General features: G+C 59.9%; 22 protein-coding genes and 1 pseudogene. 10 read left to right on the forward strand and 13 right to left on the reverse strand.

Translation table 11 applies throughout. The features are described 5' to 3' along the window. Positions 1 to 197 precede the first annotated feature (197 nt). Entirely contained in the window at positions 198 to 500 is a 303-nt protein-coding gene (locus ACOERD_RS03675; protein WP_170373888.1) for a hypothetical protein, read from the forward strand. A gap of 21 nt (positions 501 to 521) precedes the next feature. Further along, entirely contained in the window at positions 522 to 1,193 is a 672-nt protein-coding gene (locus ACOERD_RS03680) for a helix-turn-helix transcriptional regulator (RefSeq protein ID WP_419738083.1), read from the forward strand. Positions 1,194 to 1,256: 63 nt separating this feature from the next. Here the strand turns inward: ACOERD_RS03680 and ACOERD_RS03685 are convergent, their stop codons facing one another. From ACOERD_RS03685 to ACOERD_RS03715, 7 genes are all read right to left on the reverse strand, one after another. Next, positions 1,257 to 2,438: a peptidoglycan DD-metalloendopeptidase family protein gene (locus tag ACOERD_RS03685; RefSeq protein ID WP_419738084.1), complete on the reverse strand. Its 1,182-nt coding sequence runs from the start codon at positions 2,436 to 2,438 to the stop codon at positions 1,257 to 1,259. Between the two features lie 64 nt (positions 2,439 to 2,502). Then, a complete protein-coding gene (locus ACOERD_RS03690) occupies positions 2,503 to 3,153 on the reverse strand; it encodes a protein-L-isoaspartate(D-aspartate) O-methyltransferase (protein WP_170373891.1) in 651 nt (216 codons plus the stop codon). Then, complete coding sequence (gene surE, locus ACOERD_RS03695; RefSeq protein WP_419738085.1) at positions 3,150 to 3,932, reverse strand: 5'/3'-nucleotidase SurE; 783 nt, start codon at positions 3,930 to 3,932, stop codon at positions 3,150 to 3,152. Before surE ends, ACOERD_RS03690 begins: the two co-directional genes overlap by 4 nt. Before the next feature lie 111 nt (positions 3,933 to 4,043). Next, positions 4,044 to 5,087 (reverse strand): ABC transporter ATP-binding protein, encoded by a 1,044-nt coding sequence (locus tag ACOERD_RS03700; protein ID WP_419738086.1) that lies wholly within the window; start codon positions 5,085 to 5,087, stop codon positions 4,044 to 4,046. Positions 5,088 to 5,213: 126 nt separating this feature from the next. Beyond that, on the reverse strand, positions 5,214 to 6,329 hold the full coding sequence (locus ACOERD_RS03705; RefSeq protein WP_419738087.1) for a hypothetical protein: 1,116 nt from the start codon (positions 6,327 to 6,329) through the stop codon (positions 5,214 to 5,216). Positions 6,330 to 6,331: 2 nt separating this feature from the next. Then, positions 6,332 to 7,111 carry an SDR family oxidoreductase gene (locus ACOERD_RS03710; RefSeq protein WP_419738088.1) on the reverse strand — a complete coding sequence of 260 codons (780 nt, stop codon included), beginning with the start codon at positions 7,109 to 7,111 and terminating at the stop codon, positions 6,332 to 6,334. Positions 7,112 to 7,185: 74 nt separating this feature from the next. Further along, positions 7,186 to 7,548 carry a nuclear transport factor 2 family protein gene (locus tag ACOERD_RS03715; RefSeq protein WP_170373896.1) on the reverse strand — a complete coding sequence of 121 codons (363 nt, stop codon included), beginning with the start codon at positions 7,546 to 7,548 and terminating at the stop codon, positions 7,186 to 7,188. Positions 7,549 to 7,658: 110 nt separating this feature from the next. Here ACOERD_RS03715 and ACOERD_RS03720 point away from each other — a divergent pair, with 110 nt between their 5' ends. Together ACOERD_RS03720 and ACOERD_RS03725 are read left to right on the forward strand one after the other, a co-directional pair. Beyond that, positions 7,659 to 9,266, forward strand: a complete 1,608-nt coding sequence (locus ACOERD_RS03720) for a peptide chain release factor 3 (RefSeq protein ID WP_209253758.1) — start codon at positions 7,659 to 7,661, stop codon at positions 9,264 to 9,266. Between the two features lie 49 nt (positions 9,267 to 9,315). Next, positions 9,316 to 10,155: a hypothetical protein gene (locus ACOERD_RS03725; protein WP_419738089.1), complete on the forward strand. Its 840-nt coding sequence runs from the start codon at positions 9,316 to 9,318 to the stop codon at positions 10,153 to 10,155. 6 nt (positions 10,156 to 10,161) lie between these two features. Here ACOERD_RS03725 and ACOERD_RS03730 read toward each other — a convergent pair whose 3' ends face one another. After that, positions 10,162 to 11,904, reverse strand: coding sequence for an IS1634 family transposase (locus ACOERD_RS03730; RefSeq protein WP_419737624.1), 1,743 nt, complete (start codon positions 11,902 to 11,904; stop codon positions 10,162 to 10,164). On the opposite strand from ACOERD_RS03730, the gene ACOERD_RS03735 reads away from it, so the two are divergent. Together ACOERD_RS03735 and ACOERD_RS03740 are read left to right on the forward strand one after the other, a co-directional pair. Further along, the gene (locus tag ACOERD_RS03735) at positions 11,897 to 13,042 is read left to right on the forward strand and encodes a glycosyltransferase family 2 protein (protein WP_419738090.1); all 1,146 of its coding nucleotides are present in this window, start codon (positions 11,897 to 11,899) and stop codon (positions 13,040 to 13,042) included. The genes ACOERD_RS03730 and ACOERD_RS03735 overlap by 8 nt on opposite strands. Before the next feature lie 184 nt (positions 13,043 to 13,226). Further along, positions 13,227 to 14,585, forward strand: a complete 1,359-nt coding sequence (locus tag ACOERD_RS03740) for a DEAD/DEAH box helicase (RefSeq protein ID WP_419738091.1) — start codon at positions 13,227 to 13,229, stop codon at positions 14,583 to 14,585. Positions 14,586 to 14,597: 12 nt separating this feature from the next. Here the strand turns inward: ACOERD_RS03740 and ACOERD_RS03745 are convergent. Then, a pseudogene (locus ACOERD_RS03745) lies at positions 14,598 to 15,137 on the reverse strand (EamA family transporter); the annotation flags it as partial. A 139-nt stretch (positions 15,138 to 15,276) separates the two neighbouring features. Between ACOERD_RS03745 and ACOERD_RS03750 the strand changes: the two are divergent. Continuing rightward, complete coding sequence (locus tag ACOERD_RS03750) at positions 15,277 to 17,019, forward strand: IS1634 family transposase (RefSeq protein ID WP_419737624.1); 1,743 nt, start codon at positions 15,277 to 15,279, stop codon at positions 17,017 to 17,019. A gap of 6 nt (positions 17,020 to 17,025) precedes the next feature. Here the strand turns inward: ACOERD_RS03750 and ACOERD_RS03755 are convergent, their stop codons facing one another. From ACOERD_RS03755 to ACOERD_RS03765, 3 genes are read right to left on the reverse strand one after another with little or no spacing between them, the layout of a single operon-like run. Next, the gene (locus ACOERD_RS03755; protein WP_419738092.1) at positions 17,026 to 17,949 is read right to left on the reverse strand and encodes an EamA/RhaT family transporter; all 924 of its coding nucleotides are present in this window, start codon (positions 17,947 to 17,949) and stop codon (positions 17,026 to 17,028) included. Between the two features lie 21 nt (positions 17,950 to 17,970). Next, entirely contained in the window at positions 17,971 to 18,864 is an 894-nt protein-coding gene (locus ACOERD_RS03760) for a fatty acid desaturase (RefSeq protein WP_419738093.1), read from the reverse strand. Continuing rightward, positions 18,851 to 19,060: a DUF2061 domain-containing protein gene (locus tag ACOERD_RS03765; RefSeq protein ID WP_170373903.1), complete on the reverse strand. Its 210-nt coding sequence runs from the start codon at positions 19,058 to 19,060 to the stop codon at positions 18,851 to 18,853. The genes ACOERD_RS03760 and ACOERD_RS03765 overlap by 14 nt, the downstream gene beginning before the upstream one ends. A 109-nt stretch (positions 19,061 to 19,169) precedes the next feature. On the opposite strand from ACOERD_RS03765, the gene ACOERD_RS03770 reads away from it, so the two are divergent. From ACOERD_RS03770 to ACOERD_RS03780, 3 genes are all read left to right on the forward strand, one after another. Then, positions 19,170 to 20,036, forward strand: coding sequence for a helix-turn-helix domain-containing protein (locus tag ACOERD_RS03770; protein ID WP_419738094.1), 867 nt, complete (start codon positions 19,170 to 19,172; stop codon positions 20,034 to 20,036). A gap of 80 nt (positions 20,037 to 20,116) precedes the next feature. Beyond that, positions 20,117 to 20,299 (forward strand): hypothetical protein, encoded by a 183-nt coding sequence (locus tag ACOERD_RS03775; protein WP_170373905.1) that lies wholly within the window; start codon positions 20,117 to 20,119, stop codon positions 20,297 to 20,299. Between the two features lie 289 nt (positions 20,300 to 20,588). Beyond that, entirely contained in the window at positions 20,589 to 21,569 is a 981-nt protein-coding gene (locus ACOERD_RS03780; RefSeq protein ID WP_419738095.1) for a GlxA family transcriptional regulator, read from the forward strand. 174 nt (positions 21,570 to 21,743) lie between these two features. Here the strand turns inward: ACOERD_RS03780 and ACOERD_RS03785 are convergent, their stop codons facing one another. Beyond that, positions 21,744 to 22,790 carry an aldo/keto reductase gene (locus ACOERD_RS03785; RefSeq protein ID WP_419738096.1) on the reverse strand — a complete coding sequence of 349 codons (1,047 nt, stop codon included), beginning with the start codon at positions 22,788 to 22,790 and terminating at the stop codon, positions 21,744 to 21,746. Positions 22,791 to 22,822: the final 32 nt, after the last annotated feature.

Below are 22,822 nucleotides of genomic sequence, written 5' to 3' on the forward strand. Positions count from 1 at the left end.
CGCACTGCGCCTGAACCCTTGTCTGACCCCGTGTTTACGCGGCAAGCCGCGTTCTCAAAAGGTGGCCGAGCCAATTCGGGCGGCAAATTTGATGTGATCTTGCGGATTCATGGCTCTCGCTTTTCTCAACTGACAGGTTTATGTCAGTTGTAACAGGCTAGGACAGCGGTATTGCAACCTGGTCAACGGAGAAACACATGACCCATGTCGCCGAAATCGTCACCTTCACCCTGGCCGAGGGCACCTCACCCGAGGCCTTCGTCAAACTCAGCCAATCGACCGAGAGCTTCGTGCGCGCAGCACCCGGCTTTGCCCACCGCCACCTCAGCCAAGGGGAAGACGGCCGCTGGACGGACTATGTCGTTTGGCAAGATATGAACGCTGCTCAGACGGCCGCCGCAGAATTTCCGCAGCAGGAGTTTGCGCCGGCCCTGATGGCGGCCATCAACCCGGAAAGCCTGCAGATGCGGCATGAGGCAGTGCTATGGAACATGACTTGACGCAGGTCGGAACGGCGTATCATGCGCCGCACTGATCGCCTGTTCGACATCATTCAAATCCTGCGCGACGGCAGACTACACCGCGCGCAGGACATCGCGGACCGGCTCGAGGTGTCGGTCCGCACGATCTATCGCGATATGGACACATTGGTCGCCTCGGGCGTTCCCGTCGAAGGCGAACGAGGCGTGGGTTACATGGTGCGAGAGCAGATCACCCTGCCCCCACTCAACCTGACCACGGCCGAGCTTGAGGCGCTGAACCTCGGGATGGCCATCGTCTCCGAGGCGGCTGACCCAGACCTTAAAGCCGCAGCCGAGTCACTGGCGGAAAAGATCGACGCCGTCCTGCCCATGCAGGTCGTAGCCGAGGCCGATACTTGGAAATTTGCGGTCTACCCCTTCGCCGATGCCGCGCGCGGATTGGCACATATGGCCCCGCTCCGCGCCGCCATCAAAACCCGCCAGAAACTGCACCTGTCCTACCGCCGCATCGACGGCGCCCTGACTGAACGCACCATCCGCCCCCTCCATATGGAGTATTGGGGCCGTGTCTGGACCCTCACTGCATGGTGCGAACTGCGCAACGGCTTTCGCGTCTTTCGCATCGACCTGATCGAAACCGTCACCCCCCTGCCCGAGCTTTTCACAGACGAGCCGGGAAAACGCCTGAGCGACTTCGATCCACACGGGTGATCCACCCTTCATCTGGCCACAAATATCCCCGCCGGAGGCATGGCCCGGAACGGGTCATTCTGGTCACCGCAGATAAGGTTCAGGATCAACCGACTCAAAGCCTTTGCGAACTTCGAAATGCACATAAGCATTGTCGCCGCCGCGCAGTTCCGCCAGTTTCTGCCCCCGCCGCACGCGATCACCTTTCTTGACGGTGATATCCTCAACATTGGCATATACCGTCAGCAAGTCATTGTTATGCTTAACAACAATGATCGGCACCTGATCGGCATCTGCGGTAATCGCAGCTACGGTACCTGCCTCGGCTGCAGTGACCGACGTACCCGGTGCGGCTGCGATGTCGATGCCTTCGTTCTTACCCTTATCATAGGTTCTGATAATGTTGCCCGCGACCGGCAAGGATAGCGCGGAATTGCCGGAACTTCTGGTGGGCGCTTCGGCTGTGACATCCGGCGCCTCGGGCGCCTCGGCCAGCGGCGCGACCTGTTCATCCGGTAGCGGCTGGGTCGCACTCGGCGGTGTCGGTGTCGGAGAACCCTGCCCCGGCTGCGTCACCTCGGTCGCAGCGACCGGAGCCGCTGCCGCCGCCTGACGCGGAGCGGCCTGGTTCTTGACCGGAATCAACAGGTACTGCCCTTCACGAATGGCGAAATCCGGGCCCAACCCGTTCCACTCTCCCAAAGCCTCAACCGGCACCTGATAGAGGCGCGAGATGGTAAAGGCCGTCTCGCCCCGCTTCACCTTGTGACGCACCGGCTCCGGACCAGAAGCGACCGGCGCAGGTGTTGGCGCAGGTTCGACTGGCTTCAGCACCGTCGTCTGCACGCCGCCCGTATCCGGGGCCTGATCAATGGCGTTTCCAGCGATTGAGGCAATATCCACGCCGCTTGACGCGCCAACAGATCGCGGTAGGGCCAGAACCTCGCCCTCGCGCAGCGTGTCGGTTGTCTGCAAACCGTTGAACCGCGATAACTCACCTTCGGGCAAGCCGACCCGGGCCGCCACGTCGCGCACTGTATCGCCCCGGCGTGCCACGGCGACCTGATAGTTCGGATAGGTGATCACCCCGCGCGCGTCGGGCGTAGGGCGGCTGGTGGTGGCGGATTGCGCGGCATCCGTGGTGGAAAACCCGCCGAGTTGTCCGCGCAGGTCGTAATCCAACGGCCCCTCGCACCCGGCCAGAATGGCCAGAGCCGCAACTCCTGTCGCACAACGGCGCATCGTTGATTTGGTAACTGCTCTCATGACTTTTGTCCTCAACACCTGCCCCTGTTATCCGGGGTTCCGGCGATCCATTCCAAAAAACCTGTTACGTCTCGTCCTTGCCAAGCCCTTCAAGCAACGGCACGAACCGAACCGACGTCAATTCATCATAGTCCAAACCGGTCTCGGTGCGCGTCACCTTAATCAACTGCTGCACCGCATCCGACTGCCCGACGGGTAGCACCATGATACCCCCGATTTTCAGCTGCGCCAAGAGCGGGCCTGGCGGGTCCTCGGCCGCGGCGGTCACGATGATTCGATCAAAGGGTGCCTGTTCCGGCAAACCGAACGAGCCATCCGACAGCATCGACGTGACATTGGTCAGCCCCAGTTCGGCAAACAGCTTGCCGGTCTCGCTAACAAGCCGCCTGTGCCGTTCAACCGTGTAAACGCGACGCGCCAATTTCGCGAGGATCGCCGCCTGATATCCCGACCCGGTCCCGATCTCGAGAACAGTGTCACGCGGACGCACATCCAGTGCCTGTGTCATCAACCCCACCACCGACGGCTGGCTGATCGTCTGACCGCAGGCGATAGGCAGCGGCATATCCTCATAGGCGCGGTCGGCGAACAGGCCGGTGACGAAGCGCCCCCGGTCGACCGCCTCCATCGCGGCCAGAACACGCGCATCGGTCACGCCTCGCTTACGCAGGGCGAACAGGAACTGCATGACGGTTTCTGGGTCCAGTCCACTCATTCGATCGACTTCAATGCCTCTAGCGTGTCATGCGCGGTCAGATCCGCGCGCATCGGCGTGACCGAGATATAGCCTTCCAGATTGACCGCCGCGTCCGTGCCGGGCGCGGTCGGGTTGTGCTGGTATCCGCCCTTGATCCACAGAAACCGCCGCCCCGAGGGCGAGCTGTGTGGCTCAACCGAGAAATGCGTATCACGGCGGAACCCTTGCGGGGCAACGCGGGTGCCCAGAACTTCGTCGGCGGGAACGGGCGGGAAATTCACATTGTAGAACAGCCGGTAGTCGCCTTGATCTGCAGGGGTCGCGTCCAGAATCCGGCGCACCAGATCGGCGCCAAAGCGACTGGCGGCCTCGAACGGATCCTCGAGCCCCAGATTGCGCGGGCCGAAATATTGTGACAAGGCAATGGCCGGCACGCCCTGCAAAGCAGCCTCCATCGCGCCGCCAACGGTCCCGGAATAAAGCGTATTTTCAGCCGAGTTGTTGCCCCGGTTCACACCAGATAACACCAAATCGGGCGGGCAATCCTTCATCACGTCATGCAGGCCCGCCAAAACACAATCCGCCGGAGAGCCCTCGGCCGCAAATCGCCGCTCATCCAGTTTGGCGACCATCATGGGATGGGTGTAGCTTATGCAGTGGCCGACACCGGATTGCTCGAATGCTGGGGCCACGACCCAGACCTCACCGTCAGGTCCGGACAGATCCTTTGCAATCGCCTGAAGCGTGATCAGCCCCGGCGCATTGATGCCGTCATCATTGGTAATCAGAATACGCATGACAGTCCCACCCCCGCGTTTCGCCCTTGATAGACCCGACCCCGCGTTGCGGCAAGCAATGCAGGCCCGCAATCTGCGGCTTTCGCGCACCACTTGCGGGGAAATTGCGCTCTATCTAGGGAAAACGAAACAGCGGTCGCGTCGGATGGTCAGCCACATCGCCCGCCCAGGCGCGGGGACAAACACGTTCGGAACGGTCGCCTTGAGGATCGAGCCGTCATAGTCCATCCGAAACTCGACCAGGCTTTCATTGCCCAGGAACCTGGCGCGCTCAACCACGCCCCGCGCGGCGACGCCGTCTGTGGCCGTGGGCAAAGGCCCTTTGCCGTTTCGGTCGAAATCCAACCTTACGTGCTGGGGGCGGAAAACGATCTCGACATCGGTACCGTCCGGAAAGCCCGGTGCCAGGAACTGTCCGAACGGGGTCTCGGCCAAGGCACCATTCACTTGCGCCTGCAACACGTTGACATCACTGAAGAATGCGACGGCCGCCTTGTCCGCTGGCCGCGTGTAGACATTGTACGGCGCGCCTTGTTGCACGATCTTGCCGCCCCGCATGAGGGCGATCTCGTCGGCCATGCGCATGGCCTCTTCCGGCTCATGGGTGACTAGCAGAACGGCGGCGTCTTCCTCTTTCAAGATAGCCAGCGTTTCGTCCCGGATACCGTCGCGCAAACGGTTGTCGAGGCCCGAGAACGGCTCGTCCATCAGCATGATCCGGGGACGCGGGGCCAGAGCGCGCGCCAAAGCCACCCGTTGCTGTTCGCCGCCGGACAGTTGATGCGGGAACCCGTCGATGAACCGCATCAGATCGACTTTGGTCAGCAGTTCCTCAACCCGGGCACGTTTCAGATCCTTGCTACCTTTCAGGCCGAAACTCACGTTGTCGGCCACGCTGAGATGCGGGAACAGGGCAAAGTCCTGAAACATCAAGCCAATCTCGCGACGTTCTGGTGGGACACGGAACACCGTATCGCAGATCAGTTTGCCGTCGACATAGATCTCACCTGTATCCTGCATCTCGACCCCGGCGATCATACGCAAGGTCGTGGATTTGCCGCACCCGGACGGCCCAAGCAGGCAGGTCACCCGCCCAGCCTCGACCGTCAGCGAGACGTCATCCACCACAACCCGGCCTTCGAACCGGCGGATCATATTGCGAATTTCCAAGCGAGGAGGAGTCGTGTTGCCTGTCACAGATGGGTCCTGTTGCCTTTCCCGATCAATTCCATCGGGCGTGAGCGGGGATAGCAACCCCGCCCGTCCGGCGCAAGGGATCAGCTATTCCGCAAGCAGCTCGAAATCGACACCAGCGCGGATTTTTCCGTTCACCTGAACCTCAAGCCGATGCGCTCCCGGCACCAGTTTGAACGTGGTCGCATTGCCTTTGAGCTTGTGGCGTTTGTCCAGACGCAACGCGCCGTTCTTCAGCGCGGCCTGTTTCAGCTTGTGAACCTTGACTGAGGTTTTTCCGTTAGGGCGTTGAAAGTGAATGATATAATCCACCAAAACGGGTTGATCAGCGGGCCCATTCAACTCGACCGAGAACGCCAACGCGCCATTGATCCGGGCCTCGCCGTCCACTGAAATGTCTGCAGTGACGTCCGCGTCCGGGTCATAGCCCAGCATCTTCATCGCCCCCGGATGCCCGGCCTTCACAAGACCGCGTAGGGTATGAGAGATCATCCACTCAAGCTCTATCTCTTCTTGCTCACCCGCCTCGCGCCAGCGCTGCAGGCATTCCAAAACCAGATCCGGGTTCTTTTTGGTAATATCGTTCAGATGGTTCGCAACCGAGCGCGTCACATAGCGTGTTTTGTCCCGATGCAGACCATCCAGCAAAAGCAAGGGATCGGTCAGCGCAAGACCCACCGCCTGCCCCCATGGCAAACGGGGCCGTGTGCCCTCGCTGACCAGACGGCGCACATGATAGCTGTCGTGCTTGCTCCAAAGTTGCATCCGCGCCAAGACCAGATCGGGATGGCTGTTCAGGAATGGGCGGATCGCCCATTCCATCGAAAAGCGCTGTGTGAGTTCCTCCAGAATATCCAACGCCAGCTCGGGATGCTCGGCCCCAACTGCGACAACCCAATCCCCAAGAGGCGCAAAGATGAAATCGCCGAAATCATCATCCGTCTTGCCGGGGTCTAGTGGCGGCGGCAAGGCGCGCAGGATCACCGGCGCAACCGCTGGCAGATCGCCCGGAAAGGACTGCTGGAGGCAATCAGCGATCCATGCCATTCTCTCTTTCAGTTCCAAGTCCAACAGGCGCGACATGACCTGCGCTTCGAACGCCTCGGCGTCGAAATCCGGGTCCGCCGACTGGAACAAACCCGCCAGATAGCGGGTCTTTTCCATGTTGAACAATTGGTCCTTCAGAGAGAAATTCTGTGCCATTCCTACATTGTCAAATTGGTTGCGCCGCCATCCAGCAGTATGTTCTGCCCAACGATAAAGCCCGCATGTTGAGAACACAGGAAAGCGCAGGCCGCGCCGAACTCCTGACGCGTGCCGTAGCGACGCGCCGGGATCGTGGCGGACCGGGCCGCGCGGGCCTCATCCAGCGAAATCCCCTGTTGGTTGGAAACACCGGTATCCAGCGACAAGGCCCGGTCGGTGTCATGGATACCCGGAAGCAGGTTGTTGATCGTCACACCTTGCGGGGCGACCTGACGCGCCGTTCCGGCCACATAGCCGGTCAGCCCGGTGCGCGCGGCGTTAGACAGCCCCAGAGCCGGGATCGGCGCGCGCACGGATTGCGAGGTGATATTCACCACCCGCCCCCAACCTTTGTCCATCATCCCTGGCAGCAGCGCTTTCATGAAAGCGATCGGCGTCAGCATGTTGGAATCCAGTGCCTTGATGAAATCCTCACGATCCCAGTCCGACCACAAACCCGGAGGCGGCCCGCCCGCATTTGTGACTAGAATATCAACACTTTGCGCCGCCTCGATCACTTGCGCCTGACCTTCGGTTGAGGTCACATCGCAGGGCACCGTCTCAACCGCGACGCCATGGTCCGCACGCAACCGCGCCGCTTCAGCTTCAAGCGCCTCAGCACCACGCGCATTCATCACCAGATCCACACCTGCTTCAGCCAACGCCTCGGCACAGCCCAGCCCAAGCCCTTTGCTGCTGGCACACACCAACGCACGCTTGCCGCGAATTCCAAGATCCATTCTGATCCCCTCTGTCTGTTGTTACGCGCATGTCTAGCACCAGCCAGACAGAGAAGACCAGAATTCAACAGGCCCTAGTAGAAGAACTCTTCCCTCACAATTTTGCCATCGGCCACGTGGTACACACCCACTTCGCTCATATCGAAATTCTCACCGCTTTCTATGAACTTGCCTTTGATCTCGAAAATCACAGCAAAGCGGTCGTCGCCATGCAGCATCGGATCGCTGACCGAGACATGGCTGACCTCTGTCGCGCTGTCCCACCATTCATGTTTGCCGCGAATAGCATCAAGACCCTGAACCTCGCGCCCCATGCCAACGTCATCCACCGCCTCGGCCGAGACAGCATCTGCGGCGTAGAGTTTACCCAGATTTTCGGCGGTCCGGTTTTCGCGGCAACCGGCCACAAGCTCGTTCGCAATCTCTTTCAATTCCATTGGTTCACTCCCATAATTTGTTCACTATATGTTCTCTTTGCCACAGCTTACCGATTCGAACCAGCCCGTTTGTCTTGCTTCGGCGAGTTTCCCCGCCTATACGCGCGCTCATGCTTGATACCGCCTCGAACCAACCCGTATTGCCGCCCGAGATCGCTCGTCGTCGGACATTCGCCATCATCTCGCACCCGGATGCGGGTAAAACGACGCTGACCGAGAAGTTCCTTCTGTATGGGGGTGCGATCCAGATGGCTGGTCAGGTGCGCGCCAAGGGTGAGGCGCGGCGTACGCGATCGGACTTCATGCAGATGGAGAAGGATCGCGGTATCTCGGTTTCCGCCTCGGCGATGTCGTTCGACTATGGGGACTTCCGGTTCAACCTTGTCGACACTCCCGGCCACAGCGATTTCTCGGAAGATACTTATCGCACACTGACCGCTGTAGATGCCGCTGTGATGGTGATCGACGGTGCGAAAGGTGTCGAAAGTCAGACGCAAAAGCTGTTCGAGGTCTGCCGCCTGCGCGATCTGCCGATCCTGACCTTCTGTAACAAGATGGACCGCGAAAGCCGCGATACGTTCGAGATCATCGACGAAATTCAGGAAATGCTGGCCATTGACGTCACGCCTGCCGCATGGCCCATCGGCGTGGGCCGCGATTTCATCGGCTGTTATGACATGCTGCGTGACCGGCTGGAACTGATGGACCGCGCCGACCGCAACAAAGTGGCCGAAAGCATCCAGATCGACGGTTTGGACGATCCCAAACTGGCCGAACACGTGCCCGAACACCTGCTGGAGAAGCTGCTGGAAGAGGTCGAAATGGCGCGCGAGCTTCTACCCGCGCTCGACCCTCAAGCCGTGCTTGAGGGGCATATGACCCCGATCTGGTTCGGCTCAGCAATCAACTCATTTGGCGTGAAAGAGCTGATGGAGGGCATCGGCGCCTATGGCCCGCAGCCGCAGATCCAATCGGCTGAGCCCCGCCAGATCTCCCCGGACGAAAAGAAGGTCGCCGGTTTTGTCTTCAAGGTGCAGGCCAATATGGACCCCAAGCACCGCGACCGAGTGGCCTTTGTGCGTATGGCCTCGGGGCATTTCAAACGCGGCATGAAGCTGACCCACGTGCGGTCGAAAAAGCCGATGGCGATTTCGAACCCGGTTCTGTTTTTGGCCTCCGACCGGGAACTGGCCGAGGAAGCTTGGGCCGGCGATATCATCGGCATCCCAAACCACGGCCAGCTGCGCATTGGCGATACGCTTACCGAGGGCGAAGCGATCCGCGTGACCGGCATCCCGTCCTTTGCACCGGAACTGCTGCAGACCGTCCGTCCGGGCGATCCGATGAAGGCTAAGCATTTGGAAAAGGCGCTCATGCAGTTTGCCGAAGAAGGCGCGGCCAAAGTGTTCAAACCCTCGATCGGCTCGGGCTTTATCGTGGGCGTCGTCGGCGCGCTGCAATTCGAAGTGCTCGCCAGCCGGATCGAGATGGAATACGGCCTGCCGGTTCGGTTCGAGGCGTCTCAATTCACCTCGGCCCGTTGGGTCAGCGGTGAGAAGGCCGAGGTCGAGAAATTCGTCAACGCCAACAAACAGCACATCGCTCATGACCATGATGGCGACATAGTCTATCTGACCCGTCTGCAATGGGATATCGACCGGGTCGTGCGCGACTATCCGGCACTGAACCTGACGGCCACCAAAGAGATGATGGTGTGATCCAACTGCCTGATTGCACAGCCAATCCCGGCTGTGCAATTCTGCCCGCATGAGCGATGACGACCTGACCTTTCCCGGCGGCCTGCCCGACATGCTGGAGATCCTGGAAAACAGGCGCGCGCCTTTTGCGTTCGGCGCCCGCCCTCTACCCGATTTGGACGTCGATCTGGATGCACTGGCGCAGCAGATCGTGCCGGAACGCGCGACCCTCGCCCCCGAAAGAGAAGATGCCACGGCGTGGGACCAGAAGCGTGCCAAGATCGCCACCGAGTTCGTGGGCAATTCGGAATTGGCTTTCCTGAACGCCCAGCTGATAGCCAATCTGCGCAAACGCTCCTACCCGCGTCACACGCCCGCTTTGTTCCGGCGGCTCTGGGCCGAGCAATCCCCGCATCTGCTTGAGGCGCTTGATCTGCGCTGGCTCGTCTCCTCGGTGCAAACCTTTGCCGATCACGGCGACACCCCGACCCAACGCGAGGTTGGTCATGCGCTGCGGATGCTGTTCGGGCTGATGAAGCTCTATGAGTTCGAACGGTTGTTCTCCAAACGCGGGCCGGAGGAAACCCATTGGTTTCGCGGCAAAAGCACCGCCCCGCTGCCGTTGCAAATGCAGTCTTTCTCACTGGAGCGCGGCGGGCTGGCCGTGTCGCTGATCGCGCCGATCTGGACCAAGGCGCTGACCGATCCCACCATCGCCCCGCTGGCGGATCACCTGATGACAGAGCTGAACAAAGACCCCGGAACCGTCTTTCGCCGCCTGAAAAAGATGCGCGAACGCCGTCTCCTGACTTCCGACATTTTTTCGTATAAGTCATTGATATTATTATGCCTTGGTTGCCAAAAGGCACTACACGGACTTTTTTCGCCAGCGATTGTTTCGGAGTGTTGAGGGAGCTCAGGCTTTGGTCTGGCCAGTTTTTCGGGTGCGCCCGGGGGGTATCTTGAAAGGGGCTTCGTTCCAGGTCAGGCCGACGCAGGTGAGGATGCGTCTGGCATCGACCGTGGCATGGCTTGGCATGCCGTAGCGGTCAGGGGTGCCTTTGTGGCGCAGGATCGAGAGCTGCAATGCGTTCAACTCGTTGCGGATACGAGCCGGGCTCATCGGGTGTCCGAGCAGGTCCAGATGCTTGCGCAGGTGCTGCAGGCAGCAGAAGGCCATGTAGCAGATGGCGATATGGGCCCGGACCCGACGCGGCGACCAGTGATAGATGGGCCGGATTTTCAGATCGTGCTTGTTGGTGCGGAAGCAGGCTTCGATCTCCCACAACTGGTGATAGCGGGCAATGACGTCCTGTGCCTCCAGTTCGTCCGCACCATGAACAACAATGGCATGCAGCCCGTCCCATTGTGCCGCTGCCTTGATCTTTGCATCATCCAGCGTGACGTCCCCGCTGTCGGGGAAGGCCAGGAAGCGGCCATATCCCCGGCTGCTGAAGCTGCCGGGTTTGCGAGAGCGCTTGAGCTTCTTGTGCAGCTTTTCGATTGCCTTGTCGCGCTTGTGGGCATCATTGCGTGCCCGGGTGGGTGACCAGGTCACAATGACCCGCGCTCCCTCCTGGTCGATCACCTTGTACCAGCCCTTCTCGGTTGCCTCTTCAGAACCGTGTCCAGCCCAAGGCTGGCGTCCCTCCGGGCTCAAAATGTTCGCCTTCACGGCGGCCGGGGCGGACTTCATGCGATAGCCGAGGATGTAGGGCAGACCCTTGTTCTGCAACATCTGCTGGTTGTCCTTGCTGAGCATGGCGGCATCGGCCACGAACGTGACCCTGGCCACGTCGAAGCGTCCCTCCAACGCCTTCAGCGCAGCTTCCAGCGTATGACCTTCCCAGGTGTTTCCCGGGAAGAGTTCATAGCCCACAGGCAGCCCATCGGAGGTGACGATCAGCGCCAGCATGACCTGAGCGCGGTGATGCTTGCCATCCTTGCTGAAGCCCTTGGCCAGAAGATGATCCTGCTCGACCCCGTCCGCATCCTCGGCCGGGTCCTCGCGCTCGGTGTCAAAGGCCAGGGTCGTGCAATCGTAGAACAGCACGGTCACTGGCCCGCCCAGCAACTTCTCTGCCGCCGCGTGAGAGGTTTTGCAAATCCCGTCTATCACCGGCGTATTGATGTAATCCATGCTCCGATAGACCACGTCCAGATTGAGCGTGATGCCTGCCTGGTTCTCCAACGCCTCCACGGTCGCGCGCTTGCTCTCGGGCTGTGCGATCCGCGCCATAACCAGCTCTTTCACAATGCGATTGGCACTTTTACGCGCCGCCCCCAGAAGGGCCCCCCAACCCAGTTGGTCATACATCGTCCCCATGACATCCCGCAGACCCAGAGAGACCCGCGCCTCCTCACGGCACTCGGCAAGATCAACGCCAAGCTTGTCCGGCCGCGGAGCGCGGCGCACCAGCGCCTGCAGATCGGCATATTCCGTGGGCGTGAACAGTTCCATTTGCGGCGAGCGATCAATGCGTAATTGCTCCATCAAGCGGCCCGCCAGACGCTTGATATCCTCAATCTCGCTGTCGTTATGGGCCACACCCACATGGCGCAGGATCTTCTGGCGTACCTTGGAGCCGGTGCGGACGGATTCAACGATCTGGATCCGTGTGCGGTTGAGCTTTGCGTCATGTTTGGTGCGGATGAACATGGGCGAAGAGGTTAGCCATCTGAAGGCCCATGTCAATACTTTTTATAATAATGGGGCACTACAACGCGCCTCTGAGCAACCACACCTGAAAACAAACCAAAAACCCAGTCAGATCAACAAAAAGGTCGGAAGTCAGGAAAGACCCCGGAACCGTCTTTCGCCGCCTGAAAAAGATGCGCGAACGCCGTCTCGCCCGGATGCAGCGCCGATGACCACATGGGGTGTCGTCTCCATGGTGCGAGGACCCGCGCTGGATATCCTGCGGTTTGCGGCCCATCACCTCGATCTGGGGGCCGACCGGCTATACCTCTATCTAGATGAACCTAACCCTGAGGCGCAGCACCAGTTGGAGCAGCACCCGAAGGTACAGGTGACACTCTGCGATGACGCCTTCTGGCTAAGCCGGAACCGGACGCGGCCGGGCAAGCATCAAGTGCGCCAATCCACCCATGCCAGCTATACCTATCGCAAAACCGATCTGGATTGGTTGGCGCATATTGATGTGGATGAGTTCCTGTGGGCGGACGCTCCCATCCCGGAGCGGCTGGATACCGTGCCCGCAGACATCCCAGCCGTTCGGGTCCGACCGATCGAGGCCATTGCGGGGGCCGAGGACCTGTACAAAGCGCATATCCCCAAAAGCCCGGATCGCGAGGCTTTGGTGCAGGCGCTCTATCCCACCTATGGCGCCCATGTGCTTGGAGGGTTCCTCAGCCATGTGCAGGGCAAACTGATCGTGCGCACGGGCCTGAAAAAGCTGAGTTTTCGCATCCACAATCTGTTTCAGGACAAGACCCTCCTGCCCTGCAAGTTCGAGCTGCCGGGGCTGGAGCTCTGCCACCATCACGCCCTGAGTTGGGAACATTGGTTCAAACACTACCGTTTCCGGATGGAGCGTGGCTCGTACAAACCCGGCATGTCACCGAACCTGCCTCGCGATCAGGGCGGTCTGAACAAGAACGAGCTATTCAGCCAGATCGAGTCTTCCAGCGGCCTTGATGGGCTGCGGGCGTTTTACGATGAACTCAGCGCCGCTGACCCGGACGTCCGTGCTCGGCTTGAGGCACATGATCAGATCCGGCACCGCCCGTTGCATCTGGATGAAAAAGTGGCGAAACACTTTCCCGGAAGCTGCTGAATTGTTGCAAAAAATGCCATTTCCAGCCGGTTGACGCCGTCGGGATTTCAGTTCATTTGACCCCGCCCCACGTTTTTGTTATGTCCCGCCTCAAGCCGAAACGCGCATGGTGCGCATGGTCAGATTGACCCGGCATGACGCAGACGCGCGGGCCAGGTCAAGTGTCCGCAATAATCGGACATATATGACAAAGTTTACCGAACTGAACCTGAACCCGAAGGTCCTCAAAGCCATTGAGGAAGCCGGATACGAAACCCCCACTCCGATCCAGGAAGGCGCGATTCCCCCAGCGCTTGAAGGGCGCGACGTATTGGGCATTGCCCAGACCGGCACCGGGAAAACCGCAAGCTTCACGCTGCCGATGATCACCCTGCTGGCCCGCGGTCGCGCCCGTGCGCGGATGCCACGCTCGCTGGTGCTGTGCCCGACACGGGAATTGGCCGCGCAGGTCGCCGAGAATTTCGACACCTATTCCAAACATCTGAAACTGACCAAGGCCCTTCTGATCGGCGGTGTCAGCTTTAAAGAGCAAGAGGCCCTGATCGACCGGGGCGTAGACGTCTTGATTGCCACGCCGGGGCGTCTTCTGGACCATTTCGAACGCGGTAAGCTGTTGCTGACCGGCGTGCAGATCATGGTCGTGGATGAGGCCGACCGGATGCTGGATATGGGCTTCATCCCCGATATCGAACGCATCTTCTCGCTAACTCCCTTCACGCGTCAGACGCTGTTCTTCTCGGCTACCATGGCCTCGGAGATTGAGCGGATCACCGACACCTTCCTGTCCGCCCCTGCGCGGATTGAGGTCGCCCGTCAGGCCACCGCGTCCGAGACGATTGAACAGGGCGTGGTGATGTTCAAAGGCGGTCGTCGTGACCGTGAGGCCAGCGGAAAACGCAAAGTTCTGCGCGCGCTGATCGACGCCGAAGGTGAGAAATGCACGAACGCGATCATCTTCTGCAACCGCAAGACAGATGTGGATATCTGCGCGAAATCGCTGAAGAAACATGGCTACAATGCCGCCGCGATCCATGGCGATCTGGATCAGTCGCAGCGGATGAAAACGCTGGACGGGTTCCGCGATGGATCACTGCGCCTGCTGGTTGCCTCGGACGTGGCGGCGCGTGGTCTCGATATCCCGTCGGTTAGCCATGTGTTCAACTTCGACGTCCCCGGCCATGCCGAGGACTATGTGCACCGCATCGGCCGCACGGGCCGTGCCGGACGTGAAGGCAAGGCCGTGACGATCTGCTCGGGTCGTGACGAAAAGGCTCTGGATGCGATTGAAAAGCTGATCCAGAAGGAAATTCCGCGCCTCGACAATCCGGTTAAGGACGAACCCAAGCCCGAGAAGCCGAAAGCCGAGAAGCCCGCCAAAGCAGCGGAAGGCAAGCGCAGCGAAGGCAAGAAAGAACGCGAGCCCCGCGAACCCAAAGGTCGCGGTCGTGGCCGCAAGGACGATCATGGCCCGGCCGTTGTCGGCATGGGCGATCACCTGCCCAGCTTCATCGCCCTTAGCTTTGATGAACGTCGCGCGGGTTAATCGCCAAGACGCTTAGATCGACAGCACCAGCGCCAGAATCGACGCACCCAGCAACAGCATCCCGGCGATCTCGCGCCGGGTGATTATCTCACGGAAAAACAGGGTCGAGGCAAGCAGGCTGAGCAATAGCTCAACCTGCCCCAGTGCTTTGACATAGGCCGCGTTCTGCAAGGTGAAGGCGAAGAACCAGCAGAACGATCCGCACAGGCTGGTCAGGCCAACGAACACGCCGGTTCGGCGCGTGTTCCACACTGCGCGCAGCTCGGCCCGGTCGCGCCACAGTAGCCAGATCCCCATGCTGACGAACTGAAACGTGACCACTGCGGCCAGCGTGACCAACGCGCGAAACCACGCGTCGATATCGCCCAGCTCAAGCGAGGCTCCGCGATAGCTGACCGAGGAGAAGGCGAACAATACCCCCGAGCCCAGCCCCAATCGCGAGGCGCGATTGGTCAGATGCTGCCACCACGCCCCGTCCCCTCCGGGGGTTTTGGACAAAAGCAGCACCGCCAGCAGTCCCACGACAATCGCCCCCAATGCTCCGGTCGAGACCTCCTGACTTCCGACCTTTTTGTTGATCTGACTGGGTTTTTGGTTTGTTTTCAGGTGTGGTTGCTCAGAGGCGCGTTGTAGTGCCCCATTATTATAAAAAGTATTGACATGGGCCTTCAGATGGCTAACCTCTTCGCCCATGTTCATCCGCACCAAACATGACGCAAAGCTCAACCGCACACGGATCCAGATCGTTGAATCCGTCCGCACCGGCTCCAAGGTACGCCAGAAGATCCTGCGCCATGTGGGTGTGGCCCATAACGACAGCGAGATTGAGGATATCAAGCGTCTGGCGGGCCGCTTGATGGAGCAATTACGCATTGATCGCTCGCCGCAAATGGAACTGTTCACGCCCACGGAATATGCCGATCTGCAGGCGCTGGTGCGCCGCGCTCCGCGGCCGGACAAGCTTGGCGTTGATCTTGCCGAGTGCCGTGAGGAGGCGCGGGTCTCTCTGGGTCTGCGGGATGTCATGGGGACGATGTATGACCAACTGGGTTGGGGGGCCCTTCTGGGGGCGGCGCGTAAAAGTGCCAATCGCATTGTGAAAGAGCTGGTTATGGCGCGGATCGCACAGCCCGAGAGCAAGCGCGCGACCGTGGAGGCGTTGGAGAACCAGGCAGGCATCACGCTCAATCTGGACGTGGTCTATCGGAGCATGGATTACATCAATACGCCGGTGATAGACGGGATTTGCAAAACCTCTCACGCGGCGGCAGAGAAGTTGCTGGGCGGGCCAGTGACCGTGCTGTTCTACGATTGCACGACCCTGGCCTTTGACACCGAGCGCGAGGACCCGGCCGAGGATGCGGACGGGGTCGAGCAGGATCATCTTCTGGCCAAGGGCTTCAGCAAGGATGGCAAGCATCACCGCGCTCAGGTCATGCTGGCGCTGATCGTCACCTCCGATGGGCTGCCTGTGGGCTATGAACTCTTCCCGGGAAACACCTGGGAAGGTCATACGCTGGAAGCTGCGCTGAAGGCGTTGGAGGGACGCTTCGACGTGGCCAGGGTCACGTTCGTGGCCGATGCCGCCATGCTCAGCAAGGACAACCAGCAGATGTTGCAGAACAAGGGTCTGCCCTACATCCTCGGCTATCGCATGAAGTCCGCCCCGGCCGCCGTGAAGGCGAACATTTTGAGCCCGGAGGGACGCCAGCCTTGGGCTGGACACGGTTCTGAAGAGGCAACCGAGAAGGGCTGGTACAAGGTGATCGACCAGGAGGGAGCGCGGGTCATTGTGACCTGGTCACCCACCCGGGCACGCAATGATGCCCACAAGCGCGACAAGGCAATCGAAAAGCTGCACAAGAAGCTCAAGCGCTCTCGCAAACCCGGCAGCTTCAGCAGCCGGGGATATGGCCGCTTCCTGGCCTTCCCCGACAGCGGGGACGTCACGCTGGATGATGCAAAGATCAAGGCAGCGGCACAATGGGACGGGCTGCATGCCATTGTTGTTCATGGTGCGGACGAACTGGAGGCACAGGACGTCATTGCCCGCTATCACCAGTTGTGGGAGATCGAAGCCTGCTTCCGCACCAACAAGCACGATCTGAAAATCCGGCCCATCTATCACTGGTCGCCGCGTCGGGTCCGGGCCCATATCGCCATCTGCTACATGGCCTTCTGCTGCCTGCAGCACCTGCGCAAGCATCTGGACCTGCTCGGACACCCGATGAGCCCGGCTCGTATCCGCAACGAGTTGAACGCATTGCAGCTCTCGATCCTGCGCCACAAAGGCACCCCTGACCGCTACGGCATGCCAAGCCATGCCACGGTCGATGCCAGACGCATCCTCACCTGCGTCGGCCTGACCTGGAACGAAGCCCCTTTCAAGATACCCCCCGGGCGCACCCGAAAAACTGGCCAGACCAAAGCCTGAGCTCCCTCAACACTCCGAAACAATCGCTGGCGAAAAAAGTCCGTGTAGTGCCTTTTGGCAACCAAGGCATAATAATATCAATGACTTATACGAAAAAATGTCGGAAGTCAGGAACAGGGTCGAGGCAAGCAGGCTGAGCAATAGCTCAACCTGCCCCAGTGCTTTGACATAGGCCGCGTTCTGCAAGGTGAAGGCGAAGAACCAGCAGAACGATCCGCACAGGCTGGTCAGGCCAACGAACACGCCGGTTCGGCGCGTGTTCCACACTGCGCGCAGCTCGGCCCGGTCGCGCCACAGTAGCCAGATCCCCATGCTGACGAACTGAAACGTGACCACTGCGGCCAGCGTGACCAACGCGCGAAACCACGCGTCGATATCGCCCAGCTCAAGCGAGGCTCCGCGATAGCTGACCGAGGAGAAGGCGAACAATACCCCCGAGCCCAGCCCCAATCGCGAGGCGCGATTGGTCAGATGCTGCCACCACGCCCCGTCCCCTCCGGGGGTTTTGGACAAAAGCAGCACCGCCAGCAGTCCCACGACAATCGCCCCCAATGCTCCGGTCGAGACCTGATCGCCCAGCACGACAAATCCAACGATCGCGGTTTGGATGACTTCGGTTTTCTTGAACGTGATACCGACGGCAAAATTGCGCTGCTTAAACAGGGCGACAACACAGATCGTCGCAAGGATCTGCGAGGTGCCGCCGATGATCGCAAACACCCAGAACCGCGCGGACAAATCGGGCAGGCTCAATCCGGTGACCTGAATGGCCACGACCAGCCCCAGCAGGGCCAACGGCAAGGAATAGACAAAGCGCGCAAAGGTCGCCCCCGCCGCAGACAGTTTCACGCTGCTCAGCGATTTTTGCAGCATAAACCGGACCGTCTGAAAACCGGCGGCGGCGATGGTAATTGGAATCCATAAACTCATGAACTCCGTTCTGTCTTTTAATCAGGGTTTTGGCCAGAGCGGATGCGGCACCGGGTCCTTCGCGCGCCAGAAATACGCCCTGAAGATCTCGGCATAGGATGCGTAGACATAGGCCTCGTTGCAGTCCTGATACCGCTCTTTGCCCGATTGATAGAGCGCGGGTAATTCGTACCATGGGGCCGATGGATTCATGTGATGAACCACGTGCAGGTTGTTGTTCAGAAACAAGAAAGCCAAAATTCCGCGGTCTTCAACGATCACCGTGCGAGCGCGTGATTTCTCATGCGCGCGGTGTTCAAGGAAGGTGCGGATCTTCACAAGACCCAAACCGATATAGGCCGACATGACATAGGCCCAAATCGGCATGGAGGAGTGCGCGACGACCCACAGAACCACCGCAACTCCGGGGATATGCAGCACCCATGCAAGGGCGACCGAACGGTCTCCACGGATCAGGCTGCTCCATTCATCCCGCAGAAACATGACCTGCCCAATCGCAGGCCCCAACACCATGCGCCCGAGCAGGGTGTTGTTGGTGGCAAGCAGCCTCTTTTGCCATCCAGACAGCTGCGCCCAGACCTTTGGGTCATGGTAGTTGCTTTCGGGGTCGTCATAGGGATCTGTCAGGTTCGAATCCTGATGATGCGCAAGATGTAGGTCGCGAAACCGGTTAAACGGAATGAACAGGGTCAATGGCAGGGCCATCAGTGCCTCGTTCAACCATTTCGTGCGAAACGGATGTCCGTGCAACGCCTCATGCGTCAGCGAGGAATGAAGGGCGGTAACCGCGCCCATCGTCGGGATAGCAAGCCAAAGGCTCCAACCCGCCACGTAGAAAGTGGCAATCAACCAGGCGGCGTAACATGCAGCGATCAGGGCCAATGTGCCCCATTCAGGCGTTTCAGCTTTCCCCATGACGCCCCCACGAGATCCCCGCCCAGACCCGCTCATAGACAATGTAAAGCGTCAGACCGATAGCGGTGTTGACCAGCGCCACCACGCCGCCCAAGGCAACCGACCCGGTGGCGATCAGGCCCACCAGAGTCATCATCACCAACCCCATCACATTCCAAATGAGTGCTTTCACGACAGATCTTCGTCGCGTTTCCATTCCGGACCCCGTTTTTTGTTGTTATCATAAAAGCGTTACTCAACGGGCGGCGTGTTGGGAATTCTGAATATGATTAACAAAAATCATCAGAAGTGATATTTATCTCCCTATGATAGAGAAAATCGACAAACGAGTCCGCGCTGCTCAGTTTCGCCAGCGACTTTCCCGCGCGATGGAGGACACCGGTGTCAGCCAAAGCGCCCTCGCCCGACATATCGGTGTCGACCGCTCGACCGTATCACAGCTGCTGACCGATGAAGGCGCCCGCTTGCCCAACGCTCATGTGGTCGGCAGTTGTGCCTCTGCTTTGGGCGTTTCCGCGGATTGGCTGCTAAGCCTGTCGGACCGACCCGAAAGCGCCGCCGAGCTTCTGGCCAGTTCCCTGACCATGACCGAGGCCCCACGCGCCCTTGTCGATGAGCGTATTTTCCAATGGCATCAAGAGGCTGCAGGCTACAAAATCCGCTACGTACCCGCCACCCTGCCCGATATGCTCAAGACCCGCGCGATACTCGAATGGGAATACGCCCCGCATTTGGGCCGCACAGCAGATCAAGCAATTGGCGCGTCCGAGGATCGCCTGTCCTGGATGCGCAGCGCCCAGTCGGATTATGAGATTGCCATGCCCCTATATGAGATCCGAAGCTTTGCCCTCGGTACCGGCTACTACGAGGGGCTGCCTTTGCTAGTCCGTCTGGAACAGATCGACCACCTTCTGGACCTCAGCGAGCAGCACTATCCCCGCCTGCGCATCTATCTGTTCGATGCCAAACGCCTGTACTCCGCACCTGTCACGATCTTCGGGCCCCTTCTTTGCGTCTTCTATGCGGGCAGCCACTATATGGCCTTCCGCGACCGCGACCGGATCGAGGTGTTCAGCCGGCATTTCGATACTCTGATCCGCGAGGCTGAGATGACCGCCCGCCGATTCCCGGAATATCTGCGCGGATTGCGGGACGAGATTGCAAAGGGCTGACGCCTCAAACGTGCGGTTTTCCGGTTCCTGTAGTATAGTGACACCGCGAACGCGCAGACACTCTACGGAGGATGATCAGAATGGACGCACTACAAACAGCTCAATATGCACGCGCCCTATATTCCGCGCACGGCGACCGGGCCGAGGCAGAAGCCGCTCAGAAGATGCGCGAATGTGAGGCCGCCGGAAACACACAAGAGGCCAAAGACTGGCAGGCCGTCCGCCGCACAATCCGCCAGATCCGAGGTCCGAATCAAGGCTGACACCTAGCTCCACGCGCTTGTCGCGCCCTCAAAAACAACACGCTCCGCCCATCCGGTTCGCGGGCCAATTCGGCTGGCCAGCAGATCGAAACACGGTGCCCGGCCCTGTCTGATGGGCGGGCTCCTAACAATGGAATACCTGCCGTTTTCCGGGCGAAAACGTTTTCCCCAAGTTATACCCAGTTTTGACCAATGTTTTCCCTAGGCTTCTCCCCGGATTCCGATTTGCGCAACCGCCGCCTCTGGCGCAGCCTTGTGGAAACACTTGCCAGAATGCGAATCGAACTTGATGAAATCCGCAAAAAACATACTGCAACCGGAACATCGTGCCCTGAAAACGGCGCTGTTGGTTCTGAATGAATGCAGCACGCTCAGCTTCGCCTCGGCCGTGGACCCGATGCGCGCGGCCAATCGTTTGGCCGATCGCCCGGCCTTTGATTGGGACTATGTGACCCCGACGGACGCGCCGGTCATGCTGACCAGTGCGCTCGCCGTTACCGGTATCCCGCTGGCCCGTCTGCAAAGCTGCGACCTGATGATTGTGGTTGCCGGATTTCAAATGGCCCGCCAAGCAACACCCAGCCTTCTCGCGGGATTGCGGCGTATCGCGGCCACGGGTGCCACCATGGCCGGCATAGACGGAGGGCCCTGGCTGCTGGCCGAGGCTGGTCTGCTCGATGGTCACACCGCGACCACCCATTGGGACGATTTTGACAGTTTCGCGAGCCGCTTTCCCAAGGTCGATGTTCAAGCAAACCGCTTCGCAATCTCCGAAAACCGTCTGACCTCGGGCGGCGCGATCCCCGCGGTCGAGATGATACTGCACATCATCGCGGCACGTCATGGCGCAAGCTTTGCTGCACGTGTCTCAAACCAATTCCTATGCGAAGGCGCTCCGGCCCAAACCAAAACAGACGCCCCCAAGGCGAACCACCACTCCGCGCTGACGTCCAAGGCCAATAGCCTGATGGAGGCCGCCCTCGACGATCCGCTGCCACTGGCCCATATCGCCGACCGGCTGGGCACCAGCCCCCGCACTCTGCAACAGCAGTTTCGCCTGCGCCTCAACACCACGCCGCAGGACCACTACTTGCAACTGCGCATGGCCGAGGCCCGCCGACTGGTGACCGATACCGACATGTCGCTGATGGACGTGGCTCAGGCCACCGGGTTCACCTCGCAATCCAGCTTTGCCCGCGCCTTCCGCACAGCCCACGGTTTGTCGGCCCGTGACCTCAGACAGGATAGTGCCTACCCCACCCATCACTGACCGGATCCACTCCATCTGGCCAGAAATACCTCGGGGGAGGCGCGCGGCACGCGCGGCGGGGGCAGCGCCCCCTAGATCGCTTCGGGTTAAGCCTGCGACACGAATACCCGCCACGCTTTCCGCGTTCTCGGGAAATTCTTGTCACTTGGCGATCTAGGTAAAACCCGAAACGTCTCAATACGGCATCGGATGCGCTTTGTGCGCCGCCTCGATCTCGGACAGAACTTCATCCGACAAGCGCAGATCAACGCCAGACAGGATATGCTCCAACTGCGCCACTGTCGTTGCGCCAAAGATGGCTGACATCAGGAACGGCCGGGTCCGGCACCAAGCCAGCGCCATGTGCGTCGGGTCCAGCCCATGCCGCGCAGCGATCTGCAAATAGACGTCAACGGCATCAAAAACCCGCTCGGACTTGCGCCCCCCCAGTTCAGGCGTCAGTGACATGCGCGAGGCTTCGGGAATGGCGCCGCCCTGATATTTGCCGGTCAGCAAACCCGTCCCCAAAGGCGAGAACGCCATCAGGCCTACATCTTCATGAACGCTCAACTCGGCCATGTCCGTATCAAACAGCCGGCACAGCAGCGAGTATTCGTTTTGAACCGACGCCACCCTCGGTGCACCCATCTGCTCGGACAAACGCAGCCATTGCGCTGTCCCCCAGGCACTTTCATTGGATAATCCAAAGGCCCGGATGTTGCCCTTGTCGACCTGAACCTGAAGCGCCTCCAGACACTCCTGCATATTCTCCAGCACTTCATCGGTGTTGTGCCCCTTCGGGGAGAACGTCCAGTTCTGCCGGAACATATAGCTGCCGCGATTGGGCCAGTGAAACTGATAGAGGTCGATATAGTCGGTCTTCAAACGCTTCAGTGAGCCCTCGATGGCCTCGGGGATTGTCTGAGCGGTGATCGGCGCGCCATCGCGGACAAAGCGAAGCCCCTCACCGGAATGCTTGGTGGCCAGAACATAATCCCCCCTACGCGCGGTATTGGCAGCATTCAAGTTGCCAAGGATTTCCTCGGTCCGGCCAATCGTCTCTTTGGCGACCGGATTGACCGGGTACATCTCGGCGGCATCGACAAAATTGATCCCGGCCGCCAGCGCCACGTCCATCTGCGTATGCGCGTCCGCTTCCGAGGTTTGCGATCCGAATGTCATCGTCCCGAGACACAGATCAGACACCATGATCCCGGTGCGGCCCAAAGGCTTCATTTCCATTTGTCGCTCTCCTGATTTCCGCAACAGCCGCG

Source organism: Ruegeria sp. (assembly GCF_965199275.1).
Classification (GTDB): Bacteria; Pseudomonadota; Alphaproteobacteria; order Rhodobacterales; family Rhodobacteraceae; genus Ruegeria.

What these genes read in the sequence shown, in the direction of transcription:
- ACOERD_RS03675 (WP_170373888.1), top strand. Translation starts at nt 198, where the DNA reads ATGACCCATGTCGCCGAAATCGTCACCTTCACCCTGGCCGAGGGCACC.
- ACOERD_RS03680 (WP_419738083.1), top strand. Translation starts at nt 522, where the DNA reads ATGCGCCGCACTGATCGCCTGTTCGACATCATTCAAATCCTGCGCGAC.
- ACOERD_RS03685 (WP_419738084.1), bottom strand. Translation starts at nt 2,438, where the DNA reads ATGAGAGCAGTTACCAAATCAACGATGCGCCGTTGTGCGACAGGAGTT.
- ACOERD_RS03690 (WP_170373891.1), bottom strand. Translation starts at nt 3,153, where the DNA reads ATGAGTGGACTGGACCCAGAAACCGTCATGCAGTTCCTGTTCGCCCTG.
- surE (WP_419738085.1), bottom strand. Translation starts at nt 3,932, where the DNA reads ATGCGTATTCTGATTACCAATGATGACGGCATCAATGCGCCGGGGCTG.
- ACOERD_RS03700 (WP_419738086.1), bottom strand. Translation starts at nt 5,087, where the DNA reads ATGATCCGCCGGTTCGAAGGCCGGGTTGTGGTGGATGACGTCTCGCTG.
- ACOERD_RS03705 (WP_419738087.1), bottom strand. Translation starts at nt 6,329, where the DNA reads ATGGCACAGAATTTCTCTCTGAAGGACCAATTGTTCAACATGGAAAAG.
- ACOERD_RS03710 (WP_419738088.1), bottom strand. Translation starts at nt 7,111, where the DNA reads ATGGATCTTGGAATTCGCGGCAAGCGTGCGTTGGTGTGTGCCAGCAGC.
- ACOERD_RS03715 (WP_170373896.1), bottom strand. Translation starts at nt 7,548, where the DNA reads ATGGAATTGAAAGAGATTGCGAACGAGCTTGTGGCCGGTTGCCGCGAA.
- ACOERD_RS03720 (WP_209253758.1), top strand. Translation starts at nt 7,659, where the DNA reads ATGCTTGATACCGCCTCGAACCAACCCGTATTGCCGCCCGAGATCGCT.
- ACOERD_RS03725 (WP_419738089.1), top strand. Translation starts at nt 9,316, where the DNA reads ATGAGCGATGACGACCTGACCTTTCCCGGCGGCCTGCCCGACATGCTG.
- ACOERD_RS03735 (WP_419738090.1), top strand. Translation starts at nt 11,897, where the DNA reads ATGAACATGGGCGAAGAGGTTAGCCATCTGAAGGCCCATGTCAATACT.
- ACOERD_RS03730 (WP_419737624.1), bottom strand. Translation starts at nt 11,904, where the DNA reads ATGTTCATCCGCACCAAACATGACGCAAAGCTCAACCGCACACGGATC.
- ACOERD_RS03740 (WP_419738091.1), top strand. Translation starts at nt 13,227, where the DNA reads ATGACAAAGTTTACCGAACTGAACCTGAACCCGAAGGTCCTCAAAGCC.
- ACOERD_RS03750 (WP_419737624.1), top strand. Translation starts at nt 15,277, where the DNA reads ATGTTCATCCGCACCAAACATGACGCAAAGCTCAACCGCACACGGATC.
- ACOERD_RS03755 (WP_419738092.1), bottom strand. Translation starts at nt 17,949, where the DNA reads ATGAGTTTATGGATTCCAATTACCATCGCCGCCGCCGGTTTTCAGACG.
- ACOERD_RS03760 (WP_419738093.1), bottom strand. Translation starts at nt 18,864, where the DNA reads ATGGGGAAAGCTGAAACGCCTGAATGGGGCACATTGGCCCTGATCGCT.
- ACOERD_RS03765 (WP_170373903.1), bottom strand. Translation starts at nt 19,060, where the DNA reads ATGGAAACGCGACGAAGATCTGTCGTGAAAGCACTCATTTGGAATGTG.
- ACOERD_RS03770 (WP_419738094.1), top strand. Translation starts at nt 19,170, where the DNA reads ATGATAGAGAAAATCGACAAACGAGTCCGCGCTGCTCAGTTTCGCCAG.
- ACOERD_RS03775 (WP_170373905.1), top strand. Translation starts at nt 20,117, where the DNA reads ATGGACGCACTACAAACAGCTCAATATGCACGCGCCCTATATTCCGCG.
- ACOERD_RS03780 (WP_419738095.1), top strand. Translation starts at nt 20,589, where the DNA reads ATGAAATCCGCAAAAAACATACTGCAACCGGAACATCGTGCCCTGAAA.
- ACOERD_RS03785 (WP_419738096.1), bottom strand. Translation starts at nt 22,790, where the DNA reads ATGGAAATGAAGCCTTTGGGCCGCACCGGGATCATGGTGTCTGATCTG.